This is a genomic window from Enhygromyxa salina, from assembly GCF_000737335.2.
Taxonomy (GTDB): domain Bacteria; phylum Myxococcota_A; class Polyangia; order Nannocystales; family Nannocystaceae; genus Plesiocystis; species Plesiocystis salina_C.
Genome location: NZ_JMCC02000143.1, coordinates 1 through 19,196, shown reverse-complemented (window position 1 = coordinate 19,196; position 19,196 = coordinate 1). Strand labels below are relative to the sequence as shown.

General features: G+C 67.9%; 15 protein-coding genes and 1 pseudogene. 8 read left to right on the top strand and 8 right to left on the bottom strand.

Translation table 11 applies throughout. The annotated features are described in order from the left end of the window. Positions 1–1,049, bottom strand: a pseudogene (locus tag DB30_RS36950) (hypothetical protein); the annotation flags it as partial. Positions 1,050–1,314: 265 nt separating this feature from the next. On the opposite strand from DB30_RS36950, the gene DB30_RS36945 reads away from it, so the two are divergent. Next, positions 1,315–2,214, top strand: coding sequence for a DUF4388 domain-containing protein (locus DB30_RS36945; protein WP_052558125.1), 900 nt, complete (start codon positions 1,315–1,317; stop codon positions 2,212–2,214). Positions 2,215–2,414: 200 nt separating this feature from the next. Beyond that, a complete protein-coding gene (locus DB30_RS36940) occupies positions 2,415–3,785 on the top strand; it encodes a sigma 54-interacting transcriptional regulator (protein WP_052558124.1) in 1,371 nt (456 codons plus the stop codon). 562 nt (positions 3,786–4,347) lie between these two features. On the opposite strand, the gene DB30_RS36935 is transcribed toward DB30_RS36940, so the two are convergent. The 5 genes from DB30_RS36935 to DB30_RS36915 all read right to left on the bottom strand — a co-directional run bounded on the left by DB30_RS36935 (position 4,348) and on the right by DB30_RS36915 (position 9,267). Beyond that, positions 4,348–5,868 carry a methyl-accepting chemotaxis protein gene (locus tag DB30_RS36935; RefSeq protein ID WP_052558122.1) on the bottom strand — a complete coding sequence of 507 codons (1,521 nt, stop codon included), beginning with the start codon at positions 5,866–5,868 and terminating at the stop codon, positions 4,348–4,350. Between the two features lie 174 nt (positions 5,869–6,042). Next, complete coding sequence (locus tag DB30_RS36930; protein ID WP_146662308.1) at positions 6,043–6,615, bottom strand: hypothetical protein; 573 nt, start codon at positions 6,613–6,615, stop codon at positions 6,043–6,045. A gap of 143 nt (positions 6,616–6,758) precedes the next feature. Continuing rightward, positions 6,759–8,180, bottom strand: coding sequence for a COG3014 family protein (locus DB30_RS36925; protein ID WP_146662306.1), 1,422 nt, complete (start codon positions 8,178–8,180; stop codon positions 6,759–6,761). Positions 8,181–8,238: 58 nt separating this feature from the next. Then, a complete protein-coding gene (locus tag DB30_RS36920) occupies positions 8,239–8,958 on the bottom strand; it encodes a CsgG/HfaB family protein (RefSeq protein WP_052558114.1) in 720 nt (239 codons plus the stop codon). 18 nt (positions 8,959–8,976) lie between these two features. Further along, positions 8,977–9,267 (bottom strand): DUF493 domain-containing protein, encoded by a 291-nt coding sequence (locus DB30_RS36915; protein WP_052558112.1) that lies wholly within the window; start codon positions 9,265–9,267, stop codon positions 8,977–8,979. Positions 9,268–9,319: 52 nt separating this feature from the next. Between DB30_RS36915 and DB30_RS36910 the strand changes: the two genes are divergently transcribed. Both DB30_RS36910 and DB30_RS36905 read left to right on the top strand, forming a co-directional pair. Beyond that, positions 9,320–10,573 (top strand): efflux RND transporter periplasmic adaptor subunit, encoded by a 1,254-nt coding sequence (locus tag DB30_RS36910; RefSeq protein ID WP_146662304.1) that lies wholly within the window; start codon positions 9,320–9,322, stop codon positions 10,571–10,573. Positions 10,574–10,734: 161 nt separating this feature from the next. Continuing rightward, positions 10,735–14,013, top strand: coding sequence for an efflux RND transporter permease subunit (locus tag DB30_RS36905; RefSeq protein ID WP_052558107.1), 3,279 nt, complete (start codon positions 10,735–10,737; stop codon positions 14,011–14,013). A 522-nt stretch (positions 14,014–14,535) separates the two neighbouring features. Here the strand turns inward: DB30_RS36905 and DB30_RS36900 are convergent. Then, complete coding sequence (locus DB30_RS36900) at positions 14,536–15,309, bottom strand: molybdopterin-dependent oxidoreductase (RefSeq protein WP_146662302.1); 774 nt, start codon at positions 15,307–15,309, stop codon at positions 14,536–14,538. Positions 15,310–15,568: 259 nt separating this feature from the next. Between DB30_RS36900 and DB30_RS36895 the strand changes: the two genes are divergently transcribed. From DB30_RS36895 to DB30_RS36885, 3 genes are all read left to right on the top strand, one after another. Continuing rightward, positions 15,569–16,315, top strand: coding sequence for a Smr/MutS family protein (locus tag DB30_RS36895; RefSeq protein ID WP_052558105.1), 747 nt, complete (start codon positions 15,569–15,571; stop codon positions 16,313–16,315). A 63-nt stretch (positions 16,316–16,378) separates the two neighbouring features. Beyond that, a complete protein-coding gene (locus DB30_RS36890) occupies positions 16,379–16,585 on the top strand; it encodes a hypothetical protein (RefSeq protein ID WP_052558104.1) in 207 nt (68 codons plus the stop codon). Further along, positions 16,585–17,478: a YqiA/YcfP family alpha/beta fold hydrolase gene (locus DB30_RS36885; protein ID WP_052558100.1), complete on the top strand. Its 894-nt coding sequence runs from the start codon at positions 16,585–16,587 to the stop codon at positions 17,476–17,478. Before DB30_RS36890 ends, DB30_RS36885 begins: the two co-directional genes overlap by 1 nt. A 3-nt stretch (positions 17,479–17,481) precedes the next feature. On the opposite strand, the gene DB30_RS36880 is transcribed toward DB30_RS36885, so the two are convergent. Continuing rightward, entirely contained in the window at positions 17,482–18,153 is a 672-nt protein-coding gene (locus DB30_RS36880; protein WP_165704116.1) for an AgmX/PglI C-terminal domain-containing protein, read from the bottom strand. 145 nt (positions 18,154–18,298) lie between these two features. Here DB30_RS36880 and DB30_RS36875 point away from each other — a divergent pair, with 145 nt between their 5' ends. After that, entirely contained in the window at positions 18,299–18,817 is a 519-nt protein-coding gene (locus tag DB30_RS36875; protein WP_052558098.1) for a hypothetical protein, read from the top strand. The last annotated feature ends 379 nt before the right edge of the window (positions 18,818–19,196 follow it).

The window sequence follows — 19,196 nt, the reverse complement described above, 5'->3', positions numbered from 1 at the left end:
GTGGGAACCGGGCGATCCCGCGTGGGCGCTGGCGCGGCGACGTCGATCGGGCCTGCCGCGACCGGCGTGGGAACCGGGCGATCCCGCGTGGGCGCTGGCGCAGCGACGTCGGTTGGACCTGCCGCGACCGGCGTGGGAACGGGGCGATCCCGCGTGGGCGCTGGCGCAGCGACATCGGTTCCGGTGCCCACGCTCGGCGTTGGTTGGACCGGGTTGCGGACGTCGGTGCCTGCTGCGATCGGCGCCCGTCCGGGCTTCGGCGTGGGCGGTGCCACCGAGTCGACGCCACGCCCAAGGTTTCCACTTGGGGACGCGCCAGGCGTCACGTCGGTGCCGACGGACGCCTCGACGCCGGTCGTACCGCCGCCGCCGCCACCGCCACCGCCACCGCCACCGCCGCCGTTGGGACCCGTCGACGGCCGCCCGCCAGTCGGACCGCCTCGATCAGCGTTGGGCCCCCGGCTAGGACGCCAGTTGTGCGGCGGCTGGCCGTAGGCGTGATAGCCGTGATGGCCCGCGCCGCCCCAGTACCAACCGTGCCCGTAGTAGCCGTTCCCCCAGCAGTACGAGACCCACGGGTAGTGATAATTCCACACGACGACCAGCGGCTGCGGCGGGCCCCAGTAGTACGACCACGTACCCCAATAGGGATCCCAAAACACGAACGAGCCCTGCACGTTGTAGTACCAGCGGCCGGCCCAGTAGACGCGTGGGAAGGTCTCGATGGGCTCGGGGTAGGTGTGGACGTAGGTGACGACGACGGCCTGCTCGCCGCTCGACATCGTCTCGTAGCCAAGCGTCTCGACCGGGTAGTCCCCAACTGGCTGCGCGTAGTATTGGTCCTGCACGTGGACATCGGCGTAGGCCATGTCCGTTGGCGGAAGCGCGCCATCTTGGTAGTTCTGCTGGTAGTAGGCGGTATTCGAGCGCTGGGCGTAGGTCGGCGCAGCGGTTGCCTGCTGCTGTTGCTGCCGCTTGTTGGCGCAGCCAGTCAGTGACACGAGGGCCAGCAGCCCACCAACGACTAAGGTCTTGCTTGTTACCGCCACGCCCCAAGTGTTCCGCGCACCCCCCTTCGATACAAGCCGGTCGATCCCTGATCCTGGCCGCCAAGCCCGCCCCGATCCCCTCCCCTGGCATCAGGGGATCCACCACAGCTCGGTCTAGAACATCAAATAAACACCGTTTCGATCGGCCTTCGCGCACTTTACAGTGTGCTAACTCACCCATTCGGCGCTCAGAGCGGCCCTTTGTTTCCGCTCGGGCGAGGCTTCGGTCGAGCGCGGGCTCGCTAACTTTGCGGTAGGTTGGGGCATGGCCCAGGTCGACGTACCGGTGCTCACGTTTGTAGCTGGAGCTGATCCCGGCGAGCCTTTTCCGCTTGGGCCCGACGGTCACAATTGGGTCGCCGGCCGGAGCAACGACGCGGATCTGATCCTCGCCGACGACACCGTCTCGCGCAAGCACGCACGGATCTACGAGGCCCGCGGAACGCTGTGGCTGCGGGATCTCGGCTCGCGCAACGGGACGCGCGTCAACGGTCGCGAGGTCTCGCACCACCGCCTGCGCCCTGGAGATCGCATCACGATCGGCGCGAGCTTGCTGCGCGTCGACGTGGTCCCGCTCGCCAAGCTCCGCCGTGATCGTGCTGGCTCCGAAGAGAGCACCGCCGGTCGCTCGATGACCGGCAGCATTCAAGACATCCCGCTCGCGGACGTGCTGCAGTGGCTCGCAACAAGCCGCAAGACTGGCGCCCTGCGAGTCCGCGGCAACTCGGTCGGCGAGCTGTTCTTGCGCGAGGGTCGAGTCTACTACGCCCGCATTCAAGGCAGCGACAAGCTCAAGGCCGACAAGGCCCTGCTGCGAATGATGAACTGGAGCGAGGGCACCTTCGAGCTCGACAACAACGCCGTCGCGCCGGCTGACGGCAAGGAGCTCTCGGTCGGTCTCGAGCACATCTTGATGGAGGCGGCGCGCGTGCAAGACGAGCTCGCCCACCTCGCCGAGCGCCACGAGCTTCCCAGCAAGCGGATCGACTTGAAGCTGCCCTCGGGCAAGCCGTGGCGCGACCTCACCCCCGCGCAGCTCGATCTCGTCGAGTCGATCGCGGCCGGTGGTGACTGGCCAACCGTGCTCAATCGCCTCGAGGCTGACGACGTCGCGCTCACCAACACCGCCATCGAGCTGCACGACGCTGGCGTGATCGCCTATTGAGGTTGTTACAGCTCGGGCGAGCTCAGGAAAAAAAACAGTCACGCTGTATTCGAGCCAGCGCTCGCAACGCTCACTCGGTCGCGTCACTGATCTTTCGAACGCGAGCCGATGATTTTCGCCGTGTCGCGTGGTTTTGCGGATGTGGCTCGTGTGCGTCACGTTGAAGCCAGGTAACATCTCAGACCAGGCGTTGAACTGTTGTGGACGTGACCATCCCCGAAGAAACTTTGTCCGACGACTCGCCGCTGCTCGGCCAGGGGCCGGCGCACGCATGGCTGATCTTCATCGGGTCGAGCGAGAATGACTTCCGAAACGCGGGCGGCGTGTGGTCGCTCGACGGCATCTCCAAGATCTGCTTCGGCCGCGTGAGCGGCTCGGATCTCCAGGCCGAGCGCGTGGACAGCGAGCTCTCGCTCCGGATCCCGCTTGGCTGGGTCAGTGGTCGTCACGCCGAGGTCCGCATCGTCAAGTCCGGATCCGCGCTCGAGTTCGACCTGTGTGACCTCGACAGCCGCAACGGCACCCACATCGAGCGCCAGGCGATCCCCGGGATGGCGCGGCTGCTCGCCGGCCAGGTGTTCGAGGTTGGCCGCTCGTTCTGGATGATCCGCGAGATCACCCAGCACGACGTCCCCCCGGAGCACGTGCGGGTCTTGGACCCCTCGGGCACCTCCAACCCGATGCTGTGCGGGATCCAGCGGACCTTGCTGCGGCTCGCGAGCAGCGACGTGCCGCTGCTGCTCCACGGCGAGACCGGCACCGGCAAAGAGATCACGGCGCGCTCGGTCCACAAGCTCAGCGGTCGGCCCGGTGCCTTCGTTGCGACCAACCTCGCCGCCTTGTCCGACGATCGCATCGACTCGATCTTGTTTGGCCACAAGCGCGGGGCCTTCGTCGGCGCCGACGAAGATCGGCCGGGGATCTTCGAGCAGGCCGACAAGGGCACGCTGTTCTTGGACGAGCTTGGCGAGCTCTCGCCCGCGGCCCAGACCAAGCTTCACGCCGCGCTCGCAGAGGGGCGAGTCATGCGGATCGGCGAAGAGAAGCCGCGCAAGTTCGACGTGCGAGTGATCTGCTCAACGCTGCACGACATCCGGGCGCTGGTCGAAGCTGGTAAATTTCGGCCGGATCTATACTCGCGCCTGGCTGGGTTCGCGGCCACCTTGCCGCCGCTGCGTCGGCGTCGTGAAGATCTGGGCGTGCTGACCAAGGTCGTGTATCGCTCGCGGGCGGGGACCGAGGTCAAGATCGCAACCCGGGCGTTTCGGCGGATCCTCAGCCACAGCTGGCCCTTCAATGTTCGCGAGCTGCATCAGACGCTGGCGACGGCGTCGATCCTGGCGGGCACCAACGGCGAGATCTCGCGGGACTTGCTCGACGATATCCTGGCCAGCCGCCGCGACATGCCGCAGTCGCCCGAGAGCGTCAGCGAGCTGCGGGCGAAGCTGGTCAGTGAGCTGGCGAAGACGGGCGGGGATACGGCTGAGGTTGCTCGGGCGCTGCATCGCGAACCGAAAGAGATCCACCGATGGATTGAGCGGTTTGAGATCGAGCCTGATGCTTATCGGTGATGTTGGGTTGGGTTGGGTTGGGTTGGTGGTTGCGTTTGCGGGGGTGTGAGTGTCCGGTGGGGGACCGCGCACTGGCTGCAGACGACCCCAACTCGGCTAGGTCTACTTCAGTTTCGTGACCCCGCTTCCTGTCGATCGGTGTATTGGCCCGACCGAGCGTGGCTTCGTTAATCTCCACGTGCGTAGATACGCCGAGTTGGGGTCGTCTGCGGCCTTGCGTGCGCTCTGCGTTCGCGGTGACTTGCTCCGCTGCGATCGGGCGGGGGACCTCTCATCTTCGTGCGCTTGGGGGGGAGGCGGCTCGAGCTCAAACCTTGGAGAGAGCCTGAACCGCCCCTCGGCGTGCGGGGCTTACTTGCTCCGCTGGGGGAGGCGGCTCGAGCTCAAACCTTGGAGAGAGCCTGAACCGCCCCTCGACGTGCGGGGCTTGGTCTGCTCGGCGGGCTCCGCTGCCGCTCGCTGAACCACGACAAGGTCCTCGTAGGCCCGACCTGGGACCGCAGCTAGAGAGCGTCCGCGAAGCGTCCGCTCTCTACACATGCACAGCGCCCGCTGGGGGCGACTAGATCTGGCCTAGGGCGCGCTCGATCAGCTCCATCTGGCTCTGCGTGGCTTCGCGGATCGAGGACAGGCGCTCGACGATCGTGTCGGCGTTTTGGGTCTGGCCTTGGTGCGCGGAGCTCAGCTGGCTGATCTGCTCGGAGATGGTCTCGATCGCCTGGGTGATCTGCCGGCTGCCGCGGGTCTGCTCTTGGGTCGAGCGTTCCACGTGGCGGGTGATCTGCTTCATCTTTTCCGCCGACTTCATGATCTGCTCGGCGCCGCGGGCCTGCTCGGAGGTGGCGGTGGCGACCTGCTGGACCGTGGTTGCGACGACGTTGATCGCGTCGGTGACCTGCTTGGAGCCCTTGGTCTGCTCGACGGTGGCGCGGGCGATCTCGCGGACCATTTGGGTCGAGCGGCGGGCCGAGTCCGAGATGCGCTTGAGCGAGTCTTCGGCTTGGTGGCTGACGCGGACGCCGTCGTCGACGGACTTGCTGGAGCGCTGGACGGCCTCGACGGCGTTGTAGCTCTCGCGCTGGACGGCCTTGATGATCTCGGCGATCTCTTTGGTCGAGGTCGCGGAGCGCTCGGCGAGGTCCTTGATCTCGTCGGCGACGACGGCGAAGCCCTTGCCGTGCTCGCCGGCCTGGGCGGCGATGATCGCAGCGTTGAGCGCGAGCAGGTTGGTCTGCTCGGCGACGTCGTCGATGACAGAGAGGATCAGGCCGATCTCGCCGATCCGCTGACCGAGCCGGCTGATCACGGAGACCGCGTCGGCCGAGTAGGTCTTGATCAAGTTGATGACTTCGATCGTGCGGTTGATCGCGTCGACGCCACCCTCGGCCGCCCACACCACCTCTTCGGACAGCTGCGCGGTCTCGTTGGCGTTGTTCTCGACCTGCTGGATCGAGATGTCCATCTCGTTCATGGCCGAGGAGGTCTCTTCGGCGGTGGTCGAGAGCGCCTCGATGTTCTTGGCGACCTCGCGGACCGAGAAGGTCATCTCTTCGATCGAGATCGCGGTCTCCTCTATGGAGGAGGCGAGGTTGAACATGCTCTCGGCGACCTCGTCGTTGGCGGCGGCCATCTCGAGGATCGAGCTGGAGCTCTCTTCGGCGTTCGACGCGAGCAGATCAACGCTCTCGGCGATGCTCTTGAGGCCCGCACGCATCTCGGTCAACGCGGTCAGGGTGTCGTCGACGTCGGGCGCGGCGCTGATGATGCTGTTTTGCAGCTCGCGCAGGTACCCAAGCCGATCATCCACGACCGCGGGGCTGGGGCGCTGTGCGATCTCTGCGACCTGCGCTCGCAGCTGCTGGGCTTCTTCGCGACACGCGTCGCGCTCGAGCCGAGCGCTCTGAAGCTCCTCGCGCACGCGCTTGACCTCGTCACGGGCCTGCTCGCGATCTGCTCGCGCGTCGCGTAGGTCAGCTCGAGCGTCGTTGAGATCCGAACGAAGGGTAGCGATCTCGGCTTCGAGATCTGCAGTCCTATCGTCTTCGCTCTCGCCCTCGCCGTTGTCCTTCTTGGACTTCGCCATCAGGGCGCGATTCTACGGGCTATGGTGGAGTCCGTCACGAACTCGGTCAGCAAAGGGTGTATCCGTGCAAAACCGTGAGCGTGATCACGAGTTTCGCCGCGATCGAGACGGGTCGGGCCGTTTGCGCGCGGACACGTCTGAACGCATTTCCCGTGTTCAGCGCTCGAGTCGGGCCTAGAAGAACGTGAAGCGCATCCCGACCATGCCCGTGTGGCGCAGGGGATCGGGCACTAGCCGCTCTTCACCGGCGAGGAAGCGCAGATCGTAGGTGATCCCGACCGAGGCGGCCGCGGTCGCGTTGAGCCAAAATTCGTAGCCCACGCCCACGTTGCCGCCGATCCCCGCGACCAGGGTGTTGTTGGGGTCACCGGCGGGCAGGCCCACGCCACCCAGGCCCGTGCGCAGGTACAGACCCTGCCAGGCGTAGCCCGTGAACTCGAAGTCACCACCAAACATCCACGAGCTGGCCCCCTCGGCCCGGCCCAGATACTTGGCGCCGTGCAAGTTGATGCCGAGCAACACGCGCTTGGACACGCCACCACCAAACGCGAGGTTGAGCCCGACGTCTGGGACGAAGGTGCCCTTCATGCCGGAGAAACCAAAGAAGACGCCGGGGCCCACGTAGACACCCCGGCGATCTTGTGCGCCCTCGAACTCGATGCCGTTGGGTCCACCACGGACGGCGGCTTCGGCCTCGCTCGGCGTCGCGACCATGACGGCCGCGGCGGCGAGAGTACCCAGGAACACGCTGGCAAGTGTGACGCTGCGGCGACGGGCAACACGGTCGGTAGAGAGCAGGGCGAGGGTCATGGCGTACTCCTGAGCTTCGGGATGATCATGGACCGGATCTGTCGCGGATGCTCGCGTGTTGGCGGTGACCGCAAAACTCGTCAGCGCAAGGTGGTGACGTCCAGGACAACGTAGCCCCCGGGGCCTACATTCACCTGGGCGGTGCGACGCTCCTCACCTCCGCTGCCGCGCACGACGATCTCGAGGGTGTGCTCCCCGGGGGGAACCTGGGTCCGGCCGATCCACACCCGGTCGGGGAGGGTGGTCCACGAGCGGGTGTCGGGCTTGTCGAGGGCGACCATGGCCCCCTCGATCGCCAGCGCGCTGAGCAGCCCGACGACCTCGTTGCCTTGGTTGCCGGCAGCGCGTGCGCCCTCGGCCGCGGCCGCGCGCACGATCATGCGAGTGATCGCCGAGCCGATGATCTTGGGGCGCAGCTCATCGAACTCGCGGTTGATCTCGGCGCCGAGATCGCTGACCAAGTCGAGCTGCACGGGGTAGCCGTCGATCGTCCACTCGGCGCTGTCGAACAGGTTGCCCGCGGGCTGCAGATCCGGGAACACCACGACCTTCATCGCGCTGTGCTCGAGCAGCGCGGTGTTGCCGGTCACGAACGCGCCCGCCAAGCCGATCGCGGCGCCGATCGGGATCCGGACCGGCACCTTGTAGGGCACCCGACCAGTCTTGATGATGACGAGGACCTCGGCCGGGTTGGGGGCAGCTGGGTTGGCGTCGGCTACGGGGATCGGCGCGGCCGGGTCCTGGGCCGGTTCGTCGTCGTCTGACGCCGCTTCGGCTGGCGCGGCCTCCTTGGCTGGGGCTGGGAACCCGGCCCCACCGCCGCCAAGGTAGCGATCCAGTCGCTCGCTCCGATAGCTGCCGCGCTGGCCAAGCCGACCGATCGGCTCGATCAGCGTGGGCAGCTCGCGCTCTTGCAGGGCCTCGTCGTAGTAGCGCAGCGCGCTGTCGGGGTTGCCCTGGCGCTCGGCGACGAAGCCCGCGAGGTACGAACCAAACGCCCCGTGCGCGTGCTCGGGGTCGTAGTCGAGCAGGTAGTTGCGCATCACCGTGAAGCGCTTGGCCTCGATCGCGGCGCCGTCGAGGTCACCTTGGGCCAGGTAGTTGATCAGGTTCACGCCGTTGAGCGAGAGCTTCTCTGTTGGCGTGGTGCGGTAGTGGGTCGCCGCGTCCGAGAAGACGTAGCGACCGATCTCGTCGGCCGAGCTGCGCAGATCCAAGAACTCGAGCTGCTCGTCGGCGGCCTGAAAGTTGGTCGCGCTCGCGTCCCAGCTGCCCATGGCGTGGAGGATCGTGGCGCGCTCGAGCACCGCCAACGCGGTCTCGCTCTTCCACTTGGTCGGCAGCTCGACGGGGTCTTTGACCTTGATGAAGCGGTTGACCTCGGCCAGCCCGGCTTCGTACTGCCCGGCCGAGATCAGCTCGCGCATCGACTCGGTCTTGTCCGAGTAGGTCGCGCACCCGCTCCCCACCCCGAGGCCCATCCCGAGGCCTAGGATGCCCACGAGACCGACGAGCGGGAGCCACGGCTGCCTGCGAGTTCGCCTGCGGGAGGCCATGAAATTAGCGGACGATCGCCTTGCTGCGCTCCGAGGTGAACTGGAACTTGACCACGCTGGTCTCGATCTCGATCACCTGGATGAACAGCGAGTACTGAATGCGGCGCTCCTTGTCGAAGCGCTCTTCGGTCGAGGTGACCTTGCCAGTGATGTAGTACTTCGCGCCGAGCTGGGCCCCGAGCCGGGCCGCGGTCGAGGGATCGAACAGATCCGAGTTTTGCATCTGTGCCTCCGAGACCATCTCGGCTTGGCGCTCGCGGCTGACGACCGAGACCGCGCCCGAGTTCACCATGGTGGTCTCGATCTGCGAGAGCAGCGTGAGCATCTGGTCGTCGAGGTGCATGCTGGTCGCGTTCTTGATCGGCCAGATCGCGACGATGGGGGGGTTGGCCATCGAGCCCTGAACATCGCGGGCCCACCAGGCCGAGGCGAACATCGCGTTGAGGTTCTCGTTGACGAGATAGTCGATGTCCACGCGATCCAAGGTCGTGCTCATCGCGCCTTGATCGAGGTTGGGGTTCTCTGTCCCCGGGCCGCCGCGCACCGCCTTGGGCTTGCACCCGAGCGTGCCGCCAGCGAGCCCGGCGAGGAGAAGCAGACAGAGCGAAGACCTCAGAACGCGGGACTCATGCATGGCGGGATCGTTGTCGTCGGAGCAGGTCGCCGGGATGTCGGCGGGGAGATTGTCGAGGACTTGGCGCTGATGCCGAACCTCGTCGGCCACAACACCTAGTGAATAGTCTCACAGGATCATCCGAAGCCCGTGGACGTCGTGCAGACGCTCGTACGCGAGGATGACTTCATCGACGGATTCGGCCTGCAAACACAGTGTGATGCAGATCGAATTGCCCTTGCTGCTGACCCGCTCGCTGAGCTCGAGTCGCGCACCAACCGCCTGTTGCCCAGCCGCCTGAATCGCGACGCGAAAGGTCTCGGTCGCGGGGCCGAACGCCTTGATGAGATACTCGCCAGGAAACGCGTGGCTCGCCGCGAGTAACTCCCGGCTGGGCGCGCGGCTCGTTGACTGACCCATGGCGCTGTCCTACCACTGGGTACGCGGCCGTGGTAGCCGAGCGCAGGCAAACATGACAGCTCGAGACCCCGCACGATCCGGCGACGCCAATGGCCGGCACACCGCGCGCCCCCCCGCCGCGCAGGCGTGGCGGCGCAGGGCGTTCATTGCCGGGTGCGCGAGCATGCTCGGGATCCTTGGGTGTGGCGGCGCGTCGGGTGCTGAGCCTGGAGGCAAAGGTGGGGGCAAGCGCGGGGGCAAAGGTGGCGGGCCCGGTGGACGCGGCGGCGGCGGCGGCCCGCCCGAGCCCCTCGCCATTGAGGTTGCCAAGCTCGGGCCCGCGACGATCGAGCGGCACTACCGAGCCTCGGGCACGCTCGAGCCACTGCGTCGGGCCGAGCTCCGCCCGATCCGCGCGGGGATCATCAACGTACTCGAGGTCGAGGTCGGCGACGTGGTCGAGGACGGCCAGATCCTCGCCCGCCTCGACGGCCGCGAGCTCTCGATGCAGGCCAAGCGCGACCGGGTCGCGGCCGCGAACGTGGAGGCCGAGCTTGGCCGACTCAAAAACCTCGAAGCGAGCGGGGCGGTCGGCGCAGAAGAGGTCGACGCGCGCCGCTACGAGCTCGAGTCGGCCAAGGCCGCCGCCCGGCTATCGGGCGCGCAGGCCTCGACGATGAGCGTCCGGGCACCGTTCGCGGGCACGATCATCGGCCGCGCAGTGGACGTGGGCAACCTCGCTAGCACCGCCACGGTGATCTACGAGCTCGCGGATCTCTCGGCCCTCGAGCTGCCGCTGCACCTGCCCGAGCGCGAGGCTGCGCGCGTGACCGTTGGCAACTCGGTCGAGATCGAGCTGATCGACGGCTCCACGTTCAACGGCGAGGTCGTCCGTCGGGCGCCGATCGTCGACTCGCTGACCGGGACCGTGGAGTTCTTGGTTCGCGCACACACCTTCCCCGCCCTGGCCGTGCCGGGCGCCTTCGTTCGCGCGCGGGTCCTGCTCGAGCGCCGCGAGGGGGCGCCCAGCGTGCCAACCGCGGCGGTGTTCGAGCTCGAGGGCCAGCGCTACGTGTACCTGCTGCGCGAGGGCAAGGCCCGGCGCGTGGCCGTGCAGATCGGGCTAGAGGGGACGGATCGGGTCGAGATCCTCGGCGGCGTCGCGGCCGAGGATCGCGTGCTGGTCGACGCCAACGGGATCACCGAAGGCATGCCCGTCAAGCCCGCGGGCGAGCCCGACGTCGAGCGCGAGCCCGAGCCGGAAGCCAAGAACGACGAGCAAGGCAAGCGCCGCGGCGGCTGGGGCGGCGGCGGGAAGCGTCACTAGACCCCCCTGCCCATCCCTTCTGGACTTCCCATGCACGTCCGCTTCGCGTCCGGTCGCTCGCTGCACTCGCTCGATGGGCGGGAGTCGCCAGCGTGACGCGAGCGTCCACAGGCGATGCGCCCCCCACTCGGCCCCGCGGGATCTGGAGCGTAATCGCGGGGGTGGTCACGCGACCGGTGACCGTCACGATGGTCACCGTCGCGCTGTTGTTGTTCGGGATCGTCGCGCTCACGCGGATGCCCGTCGAGCTGCTGCCGGATCTGGGCTACCCGAGCATCACGGTTCAGACCGACTACGCCGACGCGGCCCCCGCCGAGATCGAAGAGCTGGTCACGCGCCCGATCGAGGAGCTCGTCGGTGGGGTCCCCGGGGTCGTCGCGGTCGAGTCCAGCTCGCGCGAGGGGGTCAGCGAGGTGATGCTCGACTTCGCCTGGGGCACGCGGATCGACGACGCGATGGCCGACGTGCGCGAGAAGCTGGATCGCGTGCGGCTGCCGACCGAGTCGGAGCGGCCGATCGTGCTGCGCTACGACCCCTCGCAAGAACCGATCTTGCGGCTGGCGCTGGTCGTCGAGTCGGCGGACGGGGTCACGAATTTTCGGGCGCTGCGCGACCTCGCCGACGAGGACATCAAGCAGACGCTCGAGAAGCTCGACGGGGTCGCGGCCGTTCAGCTGCACGGCGGCGACGAAGAAGAGGTGATCGTCGAGCTGGACCCCGAGCGGCTGGTCGCGCTGGGTGTCGACGCCAGCGAGGTCGTCGCGGCGATCGGCGCGGACAACATCAACCGCCCGGGCGGCGGCCTGACCGACGACGGCAACCGCTACCTGATCCGCACGGTCCACGAGGCCAAGACCCCCGCGGCGCTCGGGCAGATCATCATCCGTGAAGGCACGACCTCGAGCGGCGAGCTGCGCCTGCGCGAGCTGGTCAGCGGGCGCGGGATCCGGCGGGCTCCGCTCGAGCGCGAAGAGGTCTCGCTGGTCGGGCAGCACGAGGCGATCGAGCTCGCGGTGTTCCGCGAGGGCGACGCCAACACCGTGCGGGTGGCCGACAAGGTGCTCGAGCGGATCGCCGAGGTCTCCAAGCAGCTGCCCGAGGGCCACCGCCTGGTCGTGCTCAGCAACCAGGCCAGCTTCATCGACGCGGCGATCATGGAGGTCGCGCTCAACACCTTGATCGGCGGCGGCCTGGCGATCTTGGTGCTGCTGTTCTTCCTGCGCGACCTTCGCTCGACCTTGGTGATCGGCGTGGCGATCCCGATCTCGCTGTTGGTGAGCTTCGTGCCCCTGACCACGCTGGGGATCTCGCTCAACCTCATGAGCCTCGGCGGGCTCGCGCTCGGGGTCGGGATGCTGGTCGACAACAGCATCGTCACGCTCGAGGCGATCGCCCGGGTCCGCGAGCAACAGCCGGAGCTCGGCCGGCGGCAGAGCGCGGTCCGGGGCACGGTGGAGATCGCCAGCTCGGTCGTGGCCTCGACCCTGACCACGGTCGCGGTGTTCTTCCCGATGGCCTTCGTGCAGGGCGTGGCCGGGCAGCTCGTCAGCGATCTCGCCTACGCGGTCAGCTTCTCGATCATGTCGTCGATGATCGTGAGCCTGACCTTGGTCCCGGTCCTGCAGGCGATCGGCGACGAGGACGTCGACCCGGCCGCGCTGACACCCGAGGGCAAGTCCAAGCGCTCGGCGCTGGCTTGGCTGGTCGCGATCCCGGCGCTCTTGTGGGTGCCGATCCGGCTGTTGGTCGCGGGCCTGGGGTGGTTGCTGCAGCGGGTCGCGTGGCCGCTGACCCGGGGTTGGGAGCTGCTCGAGGCCCAGTACCCGCGGTTCTTGAACGTCGCGCTGAAGGGCCGGATCCCGGTCCTGTTGCTGAGCGTGGGCGTGTGCGCGCTGGTGTTGTGGTCGGGTCGGGATCTGGGCCGCACGCTGCTGCCCGAGGTTCGCCAGGGCGAGGTCTACGTGCAGATCGAGCTGCCGCAGGGGACGGCGCTGGAGCGCTCGACCGCCTTGACCCGGGGGATCGTGCGCGAGCTCGGCGAGGATCCGCGCCTCGAGTTGGTGTTCGCGCGGGTCGGCAGCGTGACCCAAGGCGGCTCGGCGACGGGCGGGCAAGCGGGCACCCACTTGGCGCAGATCAATTTTCGTCTGCAGCCGCAGCTGATCGCCAGCGGCGAGCTCGAGGCGATCGAGGAGCAGCTGTTCGCGGACGTGACAGCGGCGACCGAGCGGGTGCTCGACGGCATCGAGCACCGGGTCCGGTTTGGTCGGCCGGAATTGTTCTCGTTCGAGTCGCCCGTGGAGGTGCGGGTGTTCGCCGACGAGAGCGCCGACGCGGTCGCCCACACGCTGCGGCTGTTGCCCCGGCTGCGCGAGATCGAAGGCCTCGCCGACGTCGCGGCCGACGATCTTACGGGGCGGCCCGAGGTCCGCGTCGACTTCGATCGCGAGCGGCTCGCGCTCGCGGGCCTCGACGTCGACCGAGCCGCCGCCGCGATCCAGCGCGGGATCCAAGGCGAGGTCGCCGGCCAGCTGCACGCGACCGACAAGCAGCTCGACATCCGCGTGCGCTTGCCGGAGGTCGATCGCTCCGACATCTCGGACGTGCAGCGGATCCAAGTTGGCGTCGTGGGCAGCACCACCGACGCCATGACCGGCCAGCGCAGCACCCCCAAGTCGATCCCGCTGATTGCGGTGGCGCGGGTCGAGCCTGCCGTTGGCCCAGCCGAGATCCGGCGGATCGACGGGCGCCGCGGCCTCCGGATCCGCGCCCGCGCCGACGCGGGAGACCTCGGCAGCCTCGCCGCCCAGATCACCGAGGCGCTCGACGTCGCCAGCGCCCAGATCCCCGCCGGCGCATGGGTCGAGACCGAGCTCGCGGGCCAGGCCGAAGAGATGGGCGACTCGCTCGAGAGCTTGGCCTTCACCGCGTTGCTGTCGATCTTCTTGGTCTACGTGGTCATGGCGTCGAGCTTCGAGAGCCTGCACCACCCCTTCTTGATCATGTTCACGGTCCCGCTCGCCATGGTCGGGGTCGTGCTCGCGTGCCTGCTGACCCACACCCCGATCTCCGCGATGGTCGGGATCGGGGCAATTATTTTAGGCGGGATCGTGGTCAACAACGCGATCGTGTTGATCAGCGCCGTCAACCAACGCCGCGGCGCCGGCATGACCGTCCACGACGCCCTGATCGACGCCGGCAAGGTCCGCGTACGCCCGATCCTGATGACCACCGCCACGACCGTGCTCGGCCTGCTGCCGATGGCCTTCGGTCTGGGCGAAGGCGCCGCCCTGCGCCAACCACTGGCGCTCGCCGTGATCGGCGGCCTGGCCGTCTCGACCGCGCTGACCCTGGTCGTGATCCCCTGCGCCTACGCCCTCGCCCCCGGCCGCAAGCGCGCCGCCTGGGACGTCGGCAACGGCGAGCGCTCAGCAGATTAGCGAAATAGTGCCCGCTGGCGCGCGAGCGACCGCACCCAAGCGATCGCAAATCGAAAATCGCCCACTGACACGCGAGCGACCGCCCTCCCAAGCGATCGCTAAATCGAGATCGCCCACTGACACGCGAGCGACCGCTACACCCAAGCGATCGCGAAATCGCCCACTGACACGCGAGCGACCGCTACACCCAAGCGATCGCGAAAACGCCCGCTGACACTCGAGCGACCCCCACCGAGCGATCGAGAAAGCGCCCACTGACACACGAGCGACTGCTACACGCAAGCGATCGCTAAATCGAAATCGTCCGCTGACACGCGAGCGACCGCCAAACCCAAGCGATCGCAAAAGCGAAATCGTCCACTGACACGCGAGCGACCGCCAAACCCAAGCGATCGCAAAAGCGTCCGCTGACACGAGCTGAGCCCCCTTCTAGGGGGCCAATCACACCCCCGCGAACAAACGGCCAATTGGGAGCGAGCGAAGCGAGTGACCCGAAGTGCGAAAGCGGCTGTGGGGGTAATATCAAGAGTACCGCTGCTCTTTCCACGGGTCCCCGTGGTCGTTGTAGCCGCGCTGCTCCCAGTAGCCCGACACGTCACGCCGCACGAAGCGGATCCCCGTCAGCCACTTGGCGCTCTTCCAAAAGTACAGATCCGGCACGACCGCTCGAACGGGGGCGCCGTGCTCGGTGGTCAGCGGCGCGCCGTCGAGCTTGTGCGCGACCATGACGTTGTCGCGCAGCGCGTCGGCGATTGGGATGTTGGAGGTGTAGCCATGCGCGGCCTCGAAGATCACGAATCGGGCCGTGTCCTTGACGCCGACCAGCTTGGCCAGCGTCTTCAGCTGCACGCCCGTCCACTTGGCGCCGAGGACCGTCCAGCCCGTCACGCAGTGCACGTCCTCGGCCCGCGTCACCTGGGTCTGCTTCAGGATCGCCCGAAAATCGAGATCGATCGGGTTGTCGACCTCCCCGTGGATCCGCAGCCAGTAGTTTGATTTCGAGGTGTCGCCGGGCTGGCCGCCCATCGGCCGCACGCTGGTGATCACCTGCTGGCCCGGAGGCAGGCGCGGTCGCCCGTCGGGGCGGGTCTCGGCTTTGGCCCGTGCGATCAAGCCGTCTTCGGCGATCACATAGGCCCCGCCAAACGCCAGCACCGCCGCGCCCGCGCCGGCTTGCTGGAGGAAGCGCCGCCGGGCCATCGCACGCAGCACCGCGGGGCGCCGCTCGGCTGTCTGCGCTTGCGCGTCGAGGTTGGACCAGGAGGGCTCGGAGGGCTCGGGGCGAGGTTTGGACATGGCGAGATCGCTGGCGGCGTCGAGGCTACGGGGTCCGGTGAGGATCGGTTACGTGGGCCAGCATAGCCTGCCCGCGCCGCTGCTGGGCTGTTCGGATCCGGCGGAGAGGTCGCCGCCCGCCTTGGCGAGCCATCACGAAGGGGCCGCGCGCGACGGGTCGTGGATTGCGTCGTGTGGATCGCGTCGTGTGGATTGCGGCGCGCGCTTCGGCGCGGTCTCGTCATCGCGCTGGTGGATCGGCCGTGCTACTGCACCCAACGTGGCCGCTGACGAGCGCGACGCGGATCCCCGCGTGAAGTTTGGTGCGCTGCTCGAGCCGTTGCTGGATCAGCTCGCGCCCGCAGAGCCTCCCCCGCCCGAGCCCGAGCCCGAGCCCGAGCCCGAGCGCCGCCGGCTCGACGAGGGCGAGCTGATGGCGCTGATCTTCAGCCTGCTCGACCACGACAACCCCCGCGTGTGTGAGGGCATCGAGTTTGATCGGCTCGTGGTCCTCAGCGAGCGGGAGCTCCCCCAAGCGCCCGTGGATCAACCAGCACAGATCCGTCCCCCCCCCCGCGGCGACGAGGTACCCGCCCCGCCGCCGCAGCCAAGCCTCGAGTTTGATCCTTCCGAAGCCTGGATCGGTCGAAGCTGGGCAGACGACATCGCGACAGTCCCGTCCGCGCTGCTCGATCGTCCGCAGCTCGACCCGAAGCAGCACGATCTGATCGAGCGCGCGAGCAAGCGCGAGCGCGCGACCCTCAACCTGCGTCGCCTCGATCGGGAAGCTGCGCTGCGCCACCTGCAGCTGTTCATCCACGCGTGCCGAAGCGAGCGGATCCGCCTGTGCACAGTCGTCACCGGCAAGGGCGTGCACAGCAGCGGTGAGCCGGTCCTCAAGCGGGTGGTCCTCGAGTGGTGCCGCGGCCCGGGGCGCATTGCCGTGCTCGGCTGGGCGCCGCAGCTGGATCAGCACGGTGAGTGGGGCTCGTTGGCGCTGGAGCTGCGAGCCATGCCCACGCGCTAGACCACAACCACACGGCTTGTCACAGCGCTTGAACCCGCCCGGCGATCCGGCTAGACACGCCGCATGTCGGGCTTCACTGCGCTCGTTCTTGTCTGGGCGGCGCTCGGCCTCGCTGGCTGTAGCGTCGAGGTCTGCGCCGCGGATCTACGCAACTGCGCCGGCGAGCGCGACGGCAAGGCGGCGTGCGTGTCGGATCTGTGCCTGGCGAGCAAGGCCGGGACCGGCAAGTGGGATCCCGCGTCCTGCCCCCCAGAGCGGGTCAAGCCGTGATGCAGGTCCGCCACGCTTACCTGCACGGGTTCGCCTCGTCGCCCCAGGCGCGCAAGGGGCAGGCGCTACGCCGCTACTACGCCAAGCAAGGGCTCGAGCTGCACACGCCCAACCTCAACGCCCCGAGCTTCGCCAAGCTCAGCTACACGGGCATGCTCGCGGCGCTCGACGAGCTCGATCGTGAACTCGATCTAACAGAGGGCGTGGAGCCTGGTAGCACGCGCTGGCGATTTGTGGGCTCGAGCATGGGTGGGTACCTGGCCGCGCGGTGGGCCAGCTTGCACCCCGAGCGGGTGGATCGGCTGATCCTGCTGTGCCCGGCGTTCGATTTTGTCGAGCGCTGGCCGCAGATCCTCGGCCAGACTGGCTTTGATCAGTGGCGCGAGCAGGGCAGCTTTGCGCTGCCCGACGCGACCGGCACCCCCGTGAGCGTGCACTTTGGCTTGGTCGAAGACGCGATGACCCACCCCGCGCGGCCGGTTGTCAGCTGCCCGACCACGATCATTCACGGCACCAACGACGTGATCGTGCCGCTCGAGAGCTCGCGCCGCTACGTCGCCGAGCACCCGCAGCCAAGCCTGGTCGACCTGATCGAAGTCGACGATGATCACTCGCTGGCTGGATCGATCCCAGCCATCGAGGCGTGCGCGCAGCAGCAGCTGATCGCGCCCAAGCCGGCGCTCTACTGGGACTTCTTTGGCCCGACAGCGCAGGGCACCGCGGAGCACTTTCATCGCCACCTCGATGAGTTCCTGACCCGCGAGCGCCTCGAGGGCTGCGAGACTGGGGTCGCTGTGATCGAGCCCGGTCGCCACGCCGTCGCGACCTGCCGCTGCCCCGAGTCGCTGGTCGCGGTGATCGGTCGCGCGCTCCGGCCTCACCGGGTCGAATAGTGCTCACTCGGGCTCGAACTCGAACGGGTAGGTGACCTCGACGCGCCCGCCGTCGGGCGGAGGCTCGAAGCTCACGGCCATCAGTGACTCGCGCATGCACTCGCGCACGAACGCGCTGTCGAGGGTCGAGTCCTCGCTGATCGCCGCGTCTTCGACGATCCCCCCGATGTCTTCGGCGCCGATGATCGTGAAGTTTGTGATCAGCTTGCCGGCTAGCTCGGGTTCGTCTTCGAGCGCGCTCTGGTAGCACTCGATCGCAACTGGGACCAACTGCTCGGCGATCGCGGTCTTGATGTACTGCGGGTCGAGGACCGGCAGCTGCGCCGCCGCGCTCGAGGTTGGGGCGGCTGCGCCAGGCGCCGCGGGCTCGAGCTGGTGCTTGCGCCGCAGCGACGACCAGATCCGTTCACGCTCGAGATCCCGGGCCATGCGGTCGCGCGGCGCGGCGCGGCGCGACGGAGCGCCGGCCTCTCGCACCGAGTCTTGGGTGTCGACCCGCGCGGGCGCCCGCTCGGATTGTGCGACCGCGACCGAGGGTTCGGGGCCGACCTGCGCCGATGGTCCCACAGCGGCCGGGTCGCTGCGCGCGGCCAACAGGAAGAACGTCGCGCCGCCCATTCCGGCCAGCGCGAGGACCCCCGCCAACACGACCGCCTGAGGGCCTTTCTCAGCCATCCGCATTCCTACCATGACAGCTTTCCGCCCGGGCGCGGCTTCTCGCCTGTTTGCGGATGTCTCGGTAGAGAGGTTCACCGACGGCAGCCAAGCTTGGGCTCAGCTCGGCGTCAGGGCCGGTCACGAGCGTGCTAGCCTGCCCTTCATGGCCGCCGCGGACGCCCACACCGCTTACCCAGCCGAGGTCTACGAGAACTTCGACGCCTTCATGCAACAGGTGCTGCAAGACACCTACGCGCGTGGAGCCAAGCGGCCGGAGTTCGTCGCGCTCGTGCTCGCCAGCGGCGAGCTGATCCCCATGGCGTGGGGACGGGTCAAGAAGGCGGGCGTCCGAGACTTGGCGATTGGGGCGGCTGGAGTCGTGGCCTTGCGGTTTGGGATCCGCTGGCTGATCGCGGGTCCGCTCGGCGTGATCCTGACTGGGTTCACTGTCGCCACGTTGATCTCGTTTTTCTGGTCGAACCAGCGCGACGTGATGGCCAGGCGCAAGCCCTACAAGCGGCTGATCTCCGACACGCACGAGAAGTACCAAGATATTCAGACCCGCTACCAAGACGGGCGCTACGACACTGGTGAGCGGGCGCTGTTGGTGGAGGGGTTGCTTCGGCGGGTGCTCACGGAGATCGAGAAGCCGGTTGAAGCTGGGGGCGACGCTGAGGAGTAGTGCTGCTGCTGCTGCTCCACCGATCCGGTGGATGTGGCGGCGGGGCGCCCGGTGGAGAGCCCGGCGGGCTCCGAGGGTCCCTCGGAGCGAAACCACTCACCGCTGGCATGTGGTGGGTCGGTCTTCTGGTAGTACGAGTGACCGGCACCGCTTCGATTGGGTCTAATACGCCGTGAATTTTCGCTCCGAGGGACCCTCGGAGCCCTGGTTGCCGGGCCATCGTGTTGCAACCGGTGCCTCCGCCGCGATCGGGCCATGCGGGGTCTACTGCCTGTCGAGCTGGCTGGGGGGGTTCGTGTTGGGCGGGGATCTTGGGGGTTTGGGGGGTGGGTGTGACGGCGGGCAGCCCGGCGGGCTCCGAGGGTCCCTCGGAGCGAAA